The sequence below is a fragment of the Caldibacillus sp. 210928-DFI.2.18 genome (assembly GCF_020554505.1).
GTDB lineage: Bacteria > Bacillota > Bacilli > Bacillales > Caldibacillaceae > Caldifermentibacillus > Caldifermentibacillus hisashii.
Map to the genome: position 1 here is coordinate 1 of NZ_JAJCHL010000085.1, position 13,206 is coordinate 13,206.

At 31.9% G+C, this 13,206-nt stretch carries 19 protein-coding genes and 3 tRNA genes; 2 read left to right on the forward strand and 20 right to left on the reverse strand.

Annotated features, from left to right (window positions below):
- Nucleotides 1-713: 713 nt before the first annotated feature.
- Nucleotides 714-806, reverse strand: coding sequence for a putative holin-like toxin (locus LIZ98_RS18215; protein WP_363549875.1), 93 nt, complete (start codon nt 804-806; stop codon nt 714-716).
- 520 nt (nt 807-1,326) lie between these two features.
- On the opposite strand from LIZ98_RS18215, the gene LIZ98_RS14400 reads away from it, so the two are divergent.
- Nucleotides 1,327-2,274 carry a tyrosine-type recombinase/integrase gene (locus LIZ98_RS14400; RefSeq protein ID WP_227139982.1) on the forward strand — a complete coding sequence of 316 codons (948 nt, stop codon included), beginning with the start codon at nt 1,327-1,329 and terminating at the stop codon, nt 2,272-2,274.
- A 38-nt stretch (nt 2,275-2,312) separates the two neighbouring features.
- On the opposite strand, the gene LIZ98_RS14405 is transcribed toward LIZ98_RS14400, so the two are convergent.
- The 16 genes from LIZ98_RS14405 to LIZ98_RS14480 form a co-directional block, all read right to left on the reverse strand.
- Nucleotides 2,313-3,530 (reverse strand): DNA-methyltransferase, encoded by a 1,218-nt coding sequence (locus tag LIZ98_RS14405; protein ID WP_227139983.1) that lies wholly within the window; start codon nt 3,528-3,530, stop codon nt 2,313-2,315.
- Nucleotides 3,531-3,547: 17 nt separating this feature from the next.
- The gene (locus LIZ98_RS14410; protein ID WP_227139984.1) at nt 3,548-4,177 is read right to left on the reverse strand and encodes an ApaLI family restriction endonuclease; all 630 of its coding nucleotides are present in this window, start codon (nt 4,175-4,177) and stop codon (nt 3,548-3,550) included.
- A gap of 553 nt (nt 4,178-4,730) precedes the next feature.
- Nucleotides 4,731-5,273: a site-specific integrase gene (locus LIZ98_RS14415; protein WP_227139999.1), complete on the reverse strand. Its 543-nt coding sequence runs from the start codon at nt 5,271-5,273 to the stop codon at nt 4,731-4,733.
- A 122-nt stretch (nt 5,274-5,395) separates the two neighbouring features.
- Nucleotides 5,396-5,839, reverse strand: a complete 444-nt coding sequence (locus tag LIZ98_RS14420; RefSeq protein WP_227139985.1) for a hypothetical protein — start codon at nt 5,837-5,839, stop codon at nt 5,396-5,398.
- A 41-nt stretch (nt 5,840-5,880) separates the two neighbouring features.
- On the reverse strand, nt 5,881-6,096 hold the full coding sequence (locus LIZ98_RS14425) for a hypothetical protein (RefSeq protein ID WP_227139986.1): 216 nt from the start codon (nt 6,094-6,096) through the stop codon (nt 5,881-5,883).
- Between the two features lie 51 nt (nt 6,097-6,147).
- Nucleotides 6,148-6,312 carry a hypothetical protein gene (locus tag LIZ98_RS14430; protein WP_227139987.1) on the reverse strand — a complete coding sequence of 55 codons (165 nt, stop codon included), beginning with the start codon at nt 6,310-6,312 and terminating at the stop codon, nt 6,148-6,150.
- A gap of 46 nt (nt 6,313-6,358) precedes the next feature.
- The gene (locus tag LIZ98_RS14435) at nt 6,359-6,991 is read right to left on the reverse strand and encodes a hypothetical protein (protein WP_227139988.1); all 633 of its coding nucleotides are present in this window, start codon (nt 6,989-6,991) and stop codon (nt 6,359-6,361) included.
- A gap of 317 nt (nt 6,992-7,308) precedes the next feature.
- Nucleotides 7,309-7,494 carry a hypothetical protein gene (locus LIZ98_RS14440; protein WP_227139989.1) on the reverse strand — a complete coding sequence of 62 codons (186 nt, stop codon included), beginning with the start codon at nt 7,492-7,494 and terminating at the stop codon, nt 7,309-7,311.
- 15 nt (nt 7,495-7,509) lie between these two features.
- Nucleotides 7,510-8,016 carry a hypothetical protein gene (locus tag LIZ98_RS18220; protein ID WP_227139990.1) on the reverse strand — a complete coding sequence of 169 codons (507 nt, stop codon included), beginning with the start codon at nt 8,014-8,016 and terminating at the stop codon, nt 7,510-7,512.
- Between the two features lie 305 nt (nt 8,017-8,321).
- The gene (locus LIZ98_RS14450) at nt 8,322-8,627 is read right to left on the reverse strand and encodes a hypothetical protein (RefSeq protein WP_227139991.1); all 306 of its coding nucleotides are present in this window, start codon (nt 8,625-8,627) and stop codon (nt 8,322-8,324) included.
- Between the two features lie 3 nt (nt 8,628-8,630).
- Nucleotides 8,631-8,921, reverse strand: coding sequence for a hypothetical protein (locus LIZ98_RS14455; protein ID WP_227139992.1), 291 nt, complete (start codon nt 8,919-8,921; stop codon nt 8,631-8,633).
- Nucleotides 8,922-8,998: 77 nt separating this feature from the next.
- Complete coding sequence (locus LIZ98_RS14460) at nt 8,999-9,340, reverse strand: helix-turn-helix domain-containing protein (RefSeq protein ID WP_227139993.1); 342 nt, start codon at nt 9,338-9,340, stop codon at nt 8,999-9,001.
- 6 nt (nt 9,341-9,346) lie between these two features.
- Nucleotides 9,347-9,772: a hypothetical protein gene (locus tag LIZ98_RS14465; protein ID WP_227139994.1), complete on the reverse strand. Its 426-nt coding sequence runs from the start codon at nt 9,770-9,772 to the stop codon at nt 9,347-9,349.
- 22 nt (nt 9,773-9,794) lie between these two features.
- Entirely contained in the window at nt 9,795-10,049 is a 255-nt protein-coding gene (locus tag LIZ98_RS14470) for a hypothetical protein (RefSeq protein ID WP_227139995.1), read from the reverse strand.
- A 6-nt stretch (nt 10,050-10,055) separates the two neighbouring features.
- The gene (locus LIZ98_RS14475; protein ID WP_227139996.1) at nt 10,056-10,211 is read right to left on the reverse strand and encodes a hypothetical protein; all 156 of its coding nucleotides are present in this window, start codon (nt 10,209-10,211) and stop codon (nt 10,056-10,058) included.
- An 822-nt stretch (nt 10,212-11,033) separates the two neighbouring features.
- The gene (locus LIZ98_RS14480) at nt 11,034-11,780 is read right to left on the reverse strand and encodes a hypothetical protein (protein ID WP_227139997.1); all 747 of its coding nucleotides are present in this window, start codon (nt 11,778-11,780) and stop codon (nt 11,034-11,036) included.
- Between the two features lie 450 nt (nt 11,781-12,230).
- Here LIZ98_RS14480 and LIZ98_RS14485 point away from each other — a divergent pair, with 450 nt between their 5' ends.
- The gene (locus tag LIZ98_RS14485; RefSeq protein ID WP_227139998.1) at nt 12,231-12,710 is read left to right on the forward strand and encodes an HNH endonuclease; all 480 of its coding nucleotides are present in this window, start codon (nt 12,231-12,233) and stop codon (nt 12,708-12,710) included.
- Between the two features lie 196 nt (nt 12,711-12,906).
- Here the strand turns inward: LIZ98_RS14485 and LIZ98_RS14490 are convergent.
- The 3 genes from LIZ98_RS14490 to LIZ98_RS14500 form a co-directional block, all read right to left on the reverse strand.
- Nucleotides 12,907-12,989, reverse strand: a tRNA-Leu gene (locus LIZ98_RS14490).
- A 5-nt stretch (nt 12,990-12,994) separates the two neighbouring features.
- Nucleotides 12,995-13,068: transfer RNA gene (locus tag LIZ98_RS14495), tRNA-Cys, on the reverse strand.
- Between the two features lie 8 nt (nt 13,069-13,076).
- Nucleotides 13,077-13,148: transfer RNA gene (locus LIZ98_RS14500), tRNA-Gly, on the reverse strand.
- Nucleotides 13,149-13,206 lie beyond the last annotated feature (58 nt).

The following is a 13,206-nucleotide window of genomic DNA, read 5'->3' on the forward strand; positions in this document are numbered from 1 at the left end:
AAATCATTAATGGTCTTTTCGAGTTCTATTTCATCACACAGTTTGGATAAAAGCTAAGACGGACCCACATGTAAGGTTAAAATTTGATCTGACATGAAAATTCCCTCGTTTTCTCCATAGTTTAGATAATCATTCAATTCTACAAAGAAGAGCTTTAAAAAAATAAAAAATGTAAAAAATTTACGTGCGGAATATGCGCTGTATTATTTGGTGCACTCGCAATGTTTGGTCAAGGTGGTCAATAAACTTTTAGGACCAAGCGAAGAGGATTTAGGGCAAACAGGTGATTTTATACTTAGATACCCTATATCTTTTGTAACACATCCAACTTCTAAGTTTACTGATAAGTAGATGACAAGCACCCTTAAAATTTGTCAATAATTCTTTTATTTTTTGGAATAGTAAATTACAATTATTTTTATGAGTATTTAATTAGTTTGAGGGATTTTTAAGAGTTTATTTAAAAAGATTACAGTATGAGCAAATTATTTTTAGGCAAAAATTTTAGCCTCTTCATTAGTGAGCGATTTTTCGATCACCATTTGTCAGTTTAAGTAAATTCAGTTATAATATAGATAATAAATAGCATATATTAAAAAAGACCGTGGGTGCTGGTAACACTCACGGTCGAAGCAATCGTTGGTCCCTACAAGAAGGGTATCAGCGTAATAAGTAGTAATCCACCTAAAGTTGCTGACGGTCTCAAGGGTGGATTACTTTTTGTTTATTAGAGATATGACAGATACTATCAAGCAGCCAAATGCGATCATTAGCGTTAAAGCTTGAAACGTTGTCATCATAGGCATCGCCCCCTTCCATTACGGGGTAATGCTGACCACCCTTGAGATTACCAAACTAATTGCTGAAATAATTATAACACAAATACGAACATATGGTCTATGTATCTTTTTAACTAATTTTTGAAGGAAAATAGGCTAGTAAAAACGGCTCTATGTTTCCCTTCCTTGTTCATTCTTTCATACATAGTTTTCAGGAAATCTTAGTAACCTTCCCCACACCATCACATTTAATATAGAGACTTAAAATCCACAACTCGAAGTCAAGTCATCTATTAGGCATAAAAAAAAGAAGTTTAAACTTTACTAAAGTAGTTTAAACCTCTTCAATAATATTATGAGTGCCGATGGTGGGAGTCGAACCCACACTCCTTGTGGGAACACGATTTTGAGTCAAACACCCACCACCTTATGAGGACAAAGTATTGATAAATCACAGCTCTAACCTCAATTTCTTCGATTTTCTGCAAGTAATTCATGCTTGATTATGTTTATTACATCAAATTTTATTAAAAGGAGATGTAATAAATTGGGGAAAACACGCTTTAGACGTACTAATGAATGGAGGACTATTAAAGATTTATTCAATGAATTTCAGTTGGAGAATAAGACTAAAAACCTTTCGCCCAAAACAATAAAATCTTATGACAACAATCTTATCCATTTTTTCAAATTTATTGAGCTTGAGGGTCTTACCTCCCCCTCGGACATACACAAAACGGTTTTGGAAAATTTCAAACGTTGGTTATTTGAATTAAACATCAAAGACACTACAATAAATACTTATCTCCGCCATACTCGTGCTTTCCTTTATTGGTGCATGGATGAAGGTTATTTCAATGATTTTAAAATTCAGTTGATAAAAATTGATGAGCCACGAAAAGAACCATATACGGAAGATGAAATAAAAAGGCTTTTAGCACCACCTGATTTCAAAAAATGTGGTTTTGTAGAATGGAGAAACTGGTTGCTCGTATCTTATTTATTAGATACTGGAAATAGATTATCAACTGTAATAAACATCAAAATAAAAGACGTTGATTTAGAAAATGGAATTGTTACTTTATACACCAATAAAAATCGAAAGATCAATTATTCACCTATATCTAATACAATGATTAAAAACATTAAAAAATATATTGTTACTTGGGGCTTAAAAAATACAGATTTTTTGTTTCCTAATGAAAAAGGAGAACAATTAAAACCACGCTCAATACAATCAACCATAGCAAAATATAATATTTCTCGTGGAGTGTATGAAACATCCATCCATAAATTTCGGCATACGTTTGCTTCAAATTACATTAAAAAAGGTGGTGACCCCCTAAGATTACAACGGTTACTCGGGCATAGTACATTAACAATGACTAACCATTATGTAAATTTATTTGGAAATGATTTAAGAAAAGATATTGATGATATTTCTATAGTGGAGAGTTTATCTAATAAATCATCATTCAAACGTAAAAGAAAATAGTTACCAAAAGAGACGCCTAAACAATGGCGTCTCCTTTTTTATTGGGTAACAAATTCATCTACATTCCCATTATATCTAATCCAATTTTTTATCACTAAGTCATAACTATCTATCACTATAAGATTTTCGTCTGGTTGTTCATGTGTAATGAAGTCCATTAAATTATCTTCGTGTTTTGTTTTAATTAAAACTTTTAAAATGCAATTACGCTTTTTACTTGCATAAATTAAATTACTCAGTGCTTCTTCAAATGTTTCATCTGGTTTTTGGATTTTTACAGGGACAGGTTTTTCTCGGTAATATTCTCGCAAAAATCCATCAATTCCTTTGTTTCTTTGAACCGGAAGAGCATTTAAACTATTAAGTATTGCCATTTCCGTTTCATTTTTTGTTATATACTCTTTTTCACCTTTTTTCAATAAATGAGAAGTCGTTTTTATTGGATTGTTCAAACGTTTTTTTGTAAGCTCGATTGCATCTTCTGAAATATCAATACCGATATAATTCCTATTTAATAAATCAGCTGCTACTAAAGTCGTTCCGCTACCACAAAAAGGATCTAAAACGGTATCTCCTTCATCAGTTACAATTTTAATTATTTGTTCCAATAATAAAATAGGTTTTTGAGTTGGATAGCCAGTTCTTTCTTTCGCTTTTGGGTTTAAAAACGGTATATTCCAGACATCTGATAATGGAACACCTTTTTTCTCTTTGCCCAAAACAACTTGTCCATTTTCATCTACTTTATATCTGGATTTTGCATTTTCATCTCTAACTCGTTCTTGCAATATTTGGTCTAAATTAGTTGTTGGTGAATAGTCGGTATAAATCGTGTTAAATTTGAATGATTTAGATTTGCTATAAAAATATATATTTTGATGATTATTCAATAAACCTTTTTTAGAATTAGACCATCTTCTATATGTCCATATGATTTCACTTTGAAAATTATCCATTCCGAAGATTTCATCCAATACTACCCTCAAATAGTGGGAAGCAGATTTATCACAGTGTAAGAATATAGAACCAGTTTTCTTCAAAACTCTATGGCACTCTTGTAATCTATCTTTCATAAATTGAACATAATCCGAGATTGAGTCCCAGCTATCATCAAATGAATATTCTTTGGAGTTATCTCGTGTTTTTAAAGTTTGTTTTCTTTGTGTAAAAAATGGCGGGTCTAAATAAATTAGGTCAACACTATTTTCTGGTATATTCTTAAGATGTTCTAAACAGTCGCCTAATAATATTGTCATTTATTAATAATTCCTCCTTATTTCGTGTTTTCATCAGCTATCTTTGTAAGGATACCTTTTAAATCTACCCCTGTAGTATTTTTAACATATTCCCATGCGGAATCTCCATAGAAATAATACCCGTCTACTCCCTCATATAATGTTTCCAATGTTTGTTGGATTTTAATAGCTTGTGCTCTATTTGGATAATAAAACATAACACGAATAGGAACATAACCAGCATCTTTAATAACTTTAATTCTGGTATGTTCTTTAGTGATATGGTCTCCGTCAGTTGTTGCGTCTCTCCATTTGATTTCATGAGCATTGTTATCTACTAAACAATCAATTTCAAAAGTTTTTGGTCTTTGTCCACGAGTATTAGGTATTCTTACCTTTTGTGCTTTTTCTCCAAATTTATGAACAAAACACAATGTAGCCGCTTCTTCGAGGAATGAACCAGCATATTTGTAAAGGAAACGTCCTTTATTTTGGTAAATATCAATTAATTCTCCTTCTTCAAGGGTTACTTTTAACACTCGATAAATCAAATAATGCGATTTATCATCTTGGTTCATATCTTCTACACGTTCTTTTACTTTTAATTCTAATTGAGTTGCATATCTGTCTGCCAGTTCTCGAATTTCTTGCTCGATTGTTAAAGTCATTTATTTGTTCCCCCCATTATTATACTTCATTTAATTGTACTATAAAAATGGGGATTTTTACATTTGCTATGTAACAAAATGATAGAATTGATACATGATTAGCCTTTTAAAAAACTTGATTAGCTCAATGTTTCTAACAGTTCTCGCTGTTTTGTCGTGTTTTATATGTAACATTTCAAATGGTAGATTTTCATAAAATGATACAAATTAATCTCTAACAATTGGCAAATAAATATTATATAATCTAATTGAATCAGCAATGGTTTTTTAATGTCTTCTTGCGTCTTCTTGCTTTTAAAATCAATTCCTCATTGAATTGCACTTTCCATATTGGGAAGTGCTTTTTTCTTTTGCATAAAAAAAAATAGCCCATCAATAATGATGGACACATTTCTCGAGAATAACCGTTTAAACAAACCGTAAAGAAAAAGACGAACCATAAGAAAAAGGAGTGTTCTGCTGTAAATGACGAACTTTTAGCAAATTGTATTAATAATGTACTTCCACCTCGAGTTCATTATATGGTAATATTATCCAATACTCAATCAAATTTCTATAATCCAAAACCATCAATGGCTTTATCCATAATATCATCATTTATTCCAATATATCGTAAGGTTACGGAAGGTGCTGAATGATTGAATATTTCTTGGAGTAGTACAACGTCTTTATATTGTTGATAAAAATGGAAACCAAATGTTTTCCTCAATGTATGAGTTCCGATTTCACCTATTCCGACTTTTTCAGCAGCTGCATTTAAAACACGATATGCTTGTACCCGTGAAATTGGTTTTTCACCTTTTTTAGATGGAAATAGGTAATCTTCATCATGCAATCCTTCAACATAATCTTCTACCAATCGTTGAGCAACTGGAGTAAGCTTCAACCGTTTGGATTTTCGTGTTTTCGTTTCCTTTAAAATGATATGAGTTTTACCTTTAACATCTTTCACTTTCATTGGCAAAATATCACTTATCCTTAGCCCAGTATTAATGCCAAAACAAAACAGAAAATAATCCCTATATGATGAGTGCATTAATACGGTTTTCATTTGTTCGATTTTATCCTTTTCTCTGATTGGTTGTACTGCCATAATATATCATCTCCCATTTTAGAATTTAATAAATTTCGTTGCTATCGGTTTTTAATTGTTTTGAATGTATTTATATTGATTGATGAAGAAAACGGCGTAGCAAACGAGCTACACCGTTCCTAATGTTATTCAATGACAACTACAACAAAGTTCACAAGGTTATCTGTGTATTCGTTTGGATCATTGTTAATGTAATTCGATTTCAACCACCCAGCTCGGTCGTCTGAGTTCATGTAATAAAATAATTTATCAAATACTTCCATTTGTTCTTCGTTGAAATTGCCTAATACATAAGTTTCCAAATATTCATCTTGGGTATAAAACATAACTTCAGCTTCTTCTGATATGTTTCCATTTACGATTTCAAAAGCAATCGTGTCCAAAACATCATATAAATTAGTTGCCAAAATATCTGTATGGTGTTTCTCGTATTCTTTTAGATTGTTCATGATTTCAACTGATAGATTTTCCATCTTGTCGTATTGTTCTGGAACATCAAAACATGATTGCCAACCATATTGATTTTCTAATTGTTTCTTTTCAACCATTAAAGATAAAATATGTTTCATTGTGATTTCCTCCCGTTTTTATTGTGAATGGTTGAGCATAATTACCCAACCATTTCAGCAAATGTTATTGGATTTTCTAATTGTGATTCCAATCCTTCATGGAACTTAGGGTCTTCAAATAAATCTTCCATGATTTCGTATTTTCCGCTAATAATTAGGTAATCAATGAATTTGATTACTTCTTTATCTTTTGCCAATTTTGTAGCATTTTCGATTGAGTAACCATAATCCAGTAACAATGAGAATAATTTATTCATGTTCAATTCCTCCAATTTTGAATATTGTTCAATGATGAGCATGATTGCCCATTATTTTTGATTTCTAATGAGTTCGTTCAACATATTTTTATATTTCAGCAACCGTTCCGCCCGATATTTGTAGTTATTGGGAATCGGTTTAGATGGATGCAATGAACCACGTTCCGCAACTTTTCGAGTATAGTATGAAATTCGTTCAATGATTGGCTTATCCATGTTATCGTCCTCCCGTTTATTGATAGTTTGATATAGTGAAGGCGGATTATTTTAACCCGCCATTTTTGATTTTCAATAAAGTCTGTTTTGCACGTTGCATATCTTCGTCTAAAATACCAATTTCAGTTAATGCCTTTTTCATTGATGTTGTATTAGCCGCCATTTTATTTTCACCCGTTGCCCAAACTTTTGCGCCACGTTTGATTAGTTTTAGGCAGTTGTTTTTGTCAGCGAAAAAGTGAAAGCTGACAGAATATCCATTGTAAGTAAATGAAACAATTTTGATTTTACCGAATTTTTCGTGTCCATCATTTTCCACTGATACATTATCGAACGGGAAAGGTTCCATTTCAGCTTCAGCTTCATTTTGTTCTTCGTTGTTAGTTTCGTCAGCATTTGATTTTTCGTTTTCAACGTGTTTTACTTCATCATCATTTTTAACTTCGTTAGTATCGTCAGTATTTGTTTCTGGTGCTGTTTCTTCGATTGTTTCAACAGCATTTTCTTCAATTACAGGTTCTTCTGCGATAATTTCATAATTTTTACGGATTGAGTCGAGTTTGATTTCCTTTTGGGTAGTTTCGTTGAAAGCAGTTTTGTTTTCGTTGTCCACAATGATAGTGATTTCCTTTTTGTTTTTGGCATTTTTAGATACCACAGTTAATTTTGTTTTCATCATTTTAAATCATCTCCCATTTAGTTTTATTATCAGGTAATATTTATCGTTGGTTAGATATTAAATCATCTAAAAATGGAAGTGAAGGTTATTTTGCAGAAAATTCTGATTTTTTATTACTTCATATGTAGATTAAACATTCATTTTGTTACATCTTATAAATCAATCATTATCAAGAATGTTGTTCCTATGCGATTTCTAATAGGTAATGTATCAATTTTCATGTTTTGTTACATTTGAAAACTAAAAAAGAAGCGGCTGTTATTGCCACTTCCTTTGTTTGAGATACCATTATTATTGAGCCCTAATCAATAATAACTTTACTTTTTAACCATCATGGGCATGATTAAAAAGCATTTCCTTTTTTTAACATCTTTCGGGTCTTTAGGTTGTTCCCATGTTCGAGTTCGTGGATTGTATTTTCCACGGTCTAATTGATGTTTCAACTGTAATGAATGGTTACCTTTTAGTGATTTCATTTTATTAAGCGTTCGATGGTTATTCATTGAAATAACACCGCTTTAATAATAATTTTTTGGTGCATTTTCATCTTCTTCTTTGTTTGGATCCCAATCGAGAAAACTGTGCTTTCCATTAATTTTTTGGGAAGTTCTTTCCCCGTGAACATCTGTAAAATCACGTCCTGCTACAAAGTCTTCATCTTCCTCTTTTTCAACAACTTCTGGAAGTCCAAGGCGGTCATCTAATGATTGATAGATTTGTGTTTCTTGGTTGAACTTTTCAATGCTGGCTTTTCGTGGTTCGAAAAGGTCATCAAATACGCCACCTTCATTTGATTGTTTTTGTGATTTTACGATTGATTGAGATTGATTTAATCCATGAGCTTTTTCAACTCGTGCAATTCTTTCTTCCAATGGTTTAATAGCATCTTCCAATAACTTCTGTAATTGTTTAATATCCATTTGTAATTCCTCCTTTGATTTGGTCATTAAAAATTTTCGTTTATTAGCTGGTTTATCGACATATGAAACGAAGTCAATGTCTGCATTTTTCAGCTCTCTCGGCAATTTATTCACCTCCTTTTGAGGACTTTAATTGTGCCAATTCCTTTTCAATTTTTTCTAATCGTTCAAAATATGGCTTTAATGTTTTCGCTAAAATATCAGCGAGCATTTCTTTTTGGGTCATTTTCATTCTCCTTTCGCTTTTTACGTTTTCTTGATTTAGGTTTAAGCATTTGCTTCCGTGTTTTTCGTGGCATTGAAATAATACCTCCTAAATGATTACATGATTTATATTTAACACCCGTAAAGGTGATATTTTAATAGATTTAGGTTCTTATCCCCTCTTGGAACATACAATTTTGGCTGATTTACCATTCATCAAAAGGGTCTGTTAACGGTTTAACTGTAAGATTGATGTTGTTTTGTCGTGCTAAATAACGTGCTTCATGTAAATTGGACGCTTTTTCAATGATTTCCTTATATTTTTCAAACCCCTTAAATGCAGTTACCAATCCTAATTCAGCATTGATTTCATCTTCAAATGATTGAGTATTTACATTCCATTCAGATGGAGAATAAGCAAATACTGATACATTAACTTGGTTCTCTTCAATGGTTGCACGTTCAATCCGTTTTAGTTTTCGTTCAAATGATAATAATGATTTCAAACTCATATGCTACAGCCCCCGTTCTCGTAGGTATTCCTCAATTTCCATAAGCTTTTTCTCATATTCATAGATTTTCTTATCCATTTCCATTTGTTCTTTGAATTGGGCAAACTCATCATCATGTTTGAATGCTTTTAATAATACGTCACAAGCATAAATGATGGTCTTTGCTCTTGATATATTTGTTAGTTTCCCAGTCATTAATCCATTTACAACTCTGGATAATGCCTTTTTAACATCATTTCTGGTTTTTAAATTCATGTCTTTGGAATAAATAAAATCATCATTCTTTTTTGGCATTTTATATCACCCCTTCCATTGATAATTGTTGAGCTATCAACATTTCCATGATTTTTTATGGGTACTTTTTTGGAGATTTAATTGGCATCTTCAATTACCTTTTTCCTTATCTTTCGTGCTGTTCTTGATGAAATGTTGTATTTATCAGCTATTTGTCGAATGGATAACCCATGTTGCTTTACATCAACTCTTATTTTGTGACCTATTTGTTCAGCTAAATTTGAATGTTTTGATTTTGATTGTTGCTCTTGTTTTAGTCCTTCATGAATTGCATTTAATTGATTGATTTTTTCTTTCGCTTCATTATAAGTTTTAAAATAGCCATAATGATGTCGGTATTTAACTTGGTCAATTTGATAGACTCGGTAGATTTCCCATTTTTCGTTGTAGTCGTTCAGTCTCATTTCATATTTAGTCATTTGTTATCACCCGCTTTTTTGGGTTCTTTTGTTGTTAGCTATTGTAAATTTGCTTCCTCTAATTCCAGTTAATCTTTTTCGATGTGAATTATCTCCAAACGTACATACTTTTAAATTGTTTTCACGATTGTTCAGAGTATCGAAGTCGAGATGGTCTACCACCTTATCGAGCGGGCAATTTGTGATAAATCTATCAAGTTTTATTCTTTTCCCAAAACCGTTTTTAAATATGAGGTAAGCATACGGATATCTTCCAGTGTTGTTCATGATATGAACGGAAGACCCCGCTTCAACGATTTTTGGTAGATTGTGTTTATCTATCATGATGTTGTAACAATGCTCTTTATCTCGGGTGATTACTTCGATAACTACGGTATCTTCATCAAAATAAATTAAACGATTTTTAAATCCATCAATTTTAAACCAACTCATCATTTGATTTCCACCTCGTTTTTCATTGTTTTTCAACAGATGATAAATATTCCAATATTTGTTCATGTTCTTTTGAAGCTAATTCAAATACTTTTAAAATGGATATATTGTGATTTTTTTGAAGTTTTTCGATTTCATCATTAGTTTTGTATGGACCTAAAAGATAAGGTTTTAATTTTCCGTTTTTCATTCGTGATGTAAGAACAATATATTTACCATGATTTTTGATAATTGTTTCTATATCTTCCCAAGTTGGAAATGTTTTTTTATTGTCCATATAACATCACCCATTTATCATTTTTTCAATTTGACGTTTCTCTTCAACTTCCCGCTTCGCTTCTTCTTCCAATGCTTTAAATAAGTTTTTTAATGATGTTTGAGTCATTGATTTCCAATAGCTTACTGGATAATGCTTTCGTGGATCTCGTTTTTTTCGCATTGTTTAGCCGCTCCGCTCCTTTCATTGTTAATTGAATGAAATAAGGGAAATGGTCTTATATAAGTCATGGTCATTATATCAACCCACCATGCCAGAACAAGGTTTTTAACGGAATATTCTGAATTTATTTCATATGATGTTACATTGATATTTGATAGGTTACATATTTGATTGCCCAAAACTATTAAAAACGTGCTAAGTGTTGTTCCTATCACGTTTCTAATAGATTTCGTTATGTATCAATTCTTTTATTTTGTTACATAAACAAAAAACACCCATTTATTTTGGGTGCTTATATTTCCAACGCTAATAAAACTCTGCATAATTGAGTAAATAACAGCTTTAGCTAAAATTGCAGTATTTCGTTTCTAACGTGTTCTAAATCATTTAATGATGTTTTTTATTCAAATTGTTTTATCGTTTGAGGAAATTGATTGCTACTTGATTAATTGAGGGAATGCTAACGAGGTTTAATTGATTGCATGAATTGATTTTATAAGTTCGGTTTTTAAAAGTTCGGTTTTTAAGCAGCTTTAGCTACAATTTTTCAGTAATTCGTATCTAATCGTCTTTTAGAACTACCACTATTAAAAACCGAACCGGTGCGGCTGAATTTATTTTTTAGTTTTTTTATGGTTTTCTTAGTATTTATGTATTATTAGTTGCTCTTTTTGGCTTTTCCGAACCAAAAACCGAACCTTTTTATAAAAAACCGAACTTTTTCGGCATAGGTTCGGTTTTTCCCGAACTCCCCTGTTCTTATCGGCACACCTAAAAATCGAACTAAAAAAGCACCCGTTATATAAGGTGCTAAAATAATCATCATTCAAATAAATCATCTAATTCTGGGTCATCTGGAATTTCGATTGTATTAATGTTTTGTTCATTCATACGATTTTTAATCTTTTCCAATTCATCAAAAAAGCCTTCCGTTTTTAATTTTTTCATGTAATCACTAAACGTGGATTTTGGAATGTTTGGAAATTGTTTTCGAACTTCCGACCGTGTAGCGAACGGGTTATCTTTCCAATATTTTTTCACCTTTAAAATACGGTCTTTTTTCATTGGTTTTTTACGGTTCGGTTTTTTAGGTTCGGTTTTTGAAGCGGTTATCTTGGTTGTTTGTTTTGTTTCAGGTTCAGGCAAAGCAACATAATATATTTTATATTCATTTTCCGTTCCTTCGTTTATATTTTTTGTTTTAACTAAACCGATATTTTCCAACACTTCAATTCCACGTCTAACAGCGCTAATGCTACAACCCGCTTCTTCAGATAATTTGGAATATGATATTTTACAAAATACTTCTTCCGTTCCTTCATCATAAAATTTCTTTCCTTCGACATATTTTTTTGGGTTCTTTGATTTTTGATTATAAACATCTAATGAACTTTCAGAAGACAATTTAATTTTATCCAATAACACAAAATAGATCATTCGTTGGTTGTTGTTCAACTTTTTGTATTTGCCTTTCATTAAATCTTTTAAATATATCCCAAAATTAGTAACCCCAGCATTTTTTAGTATTTCATTTCCATCTTTTCCGTTACTCATTTTTATAAATTGCATAACAAAATTCCTCCTCCAAAATTTGTTTGGCAGAAGGAACTTCCCATCAATCAAAAAATATTAATATACAATAAGATTTTGATTGAGACCATTCGCAACATATCATATACTATAACTAAACCAATATATTTTGTTGCGGATGGACTTTCCCGATTGAACTGCCAATTCAATCATTTGTGGGAAGGTCCTTCTTTGTTAGTTCCATTATATAACTGCCTCCATTGGTGATTTCAATCTCTAATTATTTTCATATATACATAAATTCGTGCCAGACGTTATAGCTTTAATTCCTACACGTTTCTAATTTTTTCATGATGAAATACATTAAACGATATATAAAACCGAGGAAATGCAAATACTCGTTTATCTTGTTATATACAAAATAAAATATTTTTTAAATGAAATTAAAAATCTCATGGAATTTTGTATATAACATACGGGTGAGATTAAATGAATAAACAACGATATGAACATTTAAAGGAATACATTGATCTTTTAAATATTGATGTTGAACGTGGGTTAATTTTGAACAGGAAAGCATGGCTCACTAAAAATGGGTACTTATCAATCAAATTAAAATACAAAAGTTATCGGGTGCATGAGGTTATTTTAACAGCAGCTGGAGTTAATTTAATTGGGTTAACTGTTAATCATAAAAACGGGGTAAAAACGGACAATCGAATCGCTAACCTTGAAGCAATTACCCAAAAAGAAAATAATCGTCATGCAATCAAAACTGGGCTAAATTCAATTGAACATCTAAAAGGGCTTACTCCACGAGCAAAATTAAATGAATATGATGTAAAACAAATTAAACAAATGTTATCAATGAAAGAACATACTCAAACGGAAATAGCAAAAATATTCGGGGTAGATATATCAATCATATCTAAAATTAAATCGGGAAAGTTGTGGAAACACGTTATATAGACATTGGAGAAAATAATAATCCAGTGTCTATTTTTTAGAGAAAAATTGTGGGGAGTTTACGCCTTTTAAGATATGTAATAATATTATTAGGTAATAAACTAAATCACGCTCGATTACTTGCTAAAAAATTGTTAGAAAAAAAGAAAAAACACTCCTAACAAAACAGTTAGAAGTGTTGATTTTGCAATGTTTTCAGTGCCGATGGTGGGAGTCGAACCCACACTCCTTTTGGGAACACGATTTTGAGTCGTGCGCGTCTGCCAGTTCCGCCACATCGGCAAAATTGGAGGCGGCAACCGGATTCGAACCGGTGATAAAGGTTTTGCAGACCTCTGCCTTACCACTTGGCTATGCCGCCATATTTGAAGCGGAAGACGGGATTCGAACCCGCGACCCCCACCTTGGCAAGGTGGTGTTCTACCACTGAACTACTTCCGCACAGCTGGGCTAGCTGGATTCGAACCAGCGCATCACGGAGTCAAAGTCCGTTGCCTTA

Excerpts from the sequence above, each read along its gene's own strand:
- LIZ98_RS14440 (WP_227139989.1), bottom strand. The coding sequence starts at position 7,494 with ATGAATAACCATCGAACGCTTAATAAAATGAAATCACTAAAAGGTAAC.
- LIZ98_RS14460 (WP_227139993.1), bottom strand. The coding sequence starts at position 9,340 with ATGACTAAATATGAAATGAGACTGAACGACTACAACGAAAAATGGGAA.
- LIZ98_RS18215 (WP_363549875.1), bottom strand. The coding sequence starts at position 806 with ATGCCTATGATGACAACGTTTCAAGCTTTAACGCTAATGATCGCATTT.
- LIZ98_RS14470 (WP_227139995.1), bottom strand. The coding sequence starts at position 10,049 with ATGGACAATAAAAAAACATTTCCAACTTGGGAAGATATAGAAACAATT.
- LIZ98_RS14450 (WP_227139991.1), bottom strand. The coding sequence starts at position 8,627 with ATGAGTTTGAAATCATTATTATCATTTGAACGAAAACTAAAACGGATT.
- LIZ98_RS14480 (WP_227139997.1), bottom strand. The coding sequence starts at position 11,780 with ATGCAATTTATAAAAATGAGTAACGGAAAAGATGGAAATGAAATACTA.
- LIZ98_RS14425 (WP_227139986.1), bottom strand. The coding sequence starts at position 6,096 with ATGAATAAATTATTCTCATTGTTACTGGATTATGGTTACTCAATCGAA.
- LIZ98_RS14410 (WP_227139984.1), bottom strand. The coding sequence starts at position 4,177 with ATGACTTTAACAATCGAGCAAGAAATTCGAGAACTGGCAGACAGATAT.
- LIZ98_RS14465 (WP_227139994.1), bottom strand. The coding sequence starts at position 9,772 with ATGAGTTGGTTTAAAATTGATGGATTTAAAAATCGTTTAATTTATTTT.
- LIZ98_RS14455 (WP_227139992.1), bottom strand. The coding sequence starts at position 8,921 with ATGCCAAAAAAGAATGATGATTTTATTTATTCCAAAGACATGAATTTA.
- LIZ98_RS14435 (WP_227139988.1), bottom strand. The coding sequence starts at position 6,991 with ATGATGAAAACAAAATTAACTGTGGTATCTAAAAATGCCAAAAACAAA.
- LIZ98_RS14430 (WP_227139987.1), bottom strand. The coding sequence starts at position 6,312 with ATGGATAAGCCAATCATTGAACGAATTTCATACTATACTCGAAAAGTT.
- LIZ98_RS14405 (WP_227139983.1), bottom strand. The coding sequence starts at position 3,530 with ATGACAATATTATTAGGCGACTGTTTAGAACATCTTAAGAATATACCA.
- LIZ98_RS14475 (WP_227139996.1), bottom strand. The coding sequence starts at position 10,211 with ATGCGAAAAAAACGAGATCCACGAAAGCATTATCCAGTAAGCTATTGG.
- LIZ98_RS14485 (WP_227139998.1), top strand. The coding sequence starts at position 12,231 with ATGAATAAACAACGATATGAACATTTAAAGGAATACATTGATCTTTTA.
- LIZ98_RS14420 (WP_227139985.1), bottom strand. The coding sequence starts at position 5,839 with ATGAAACATATTTTATCTTTAATGGTTGAAAAGAAACAATTAGAAAAT.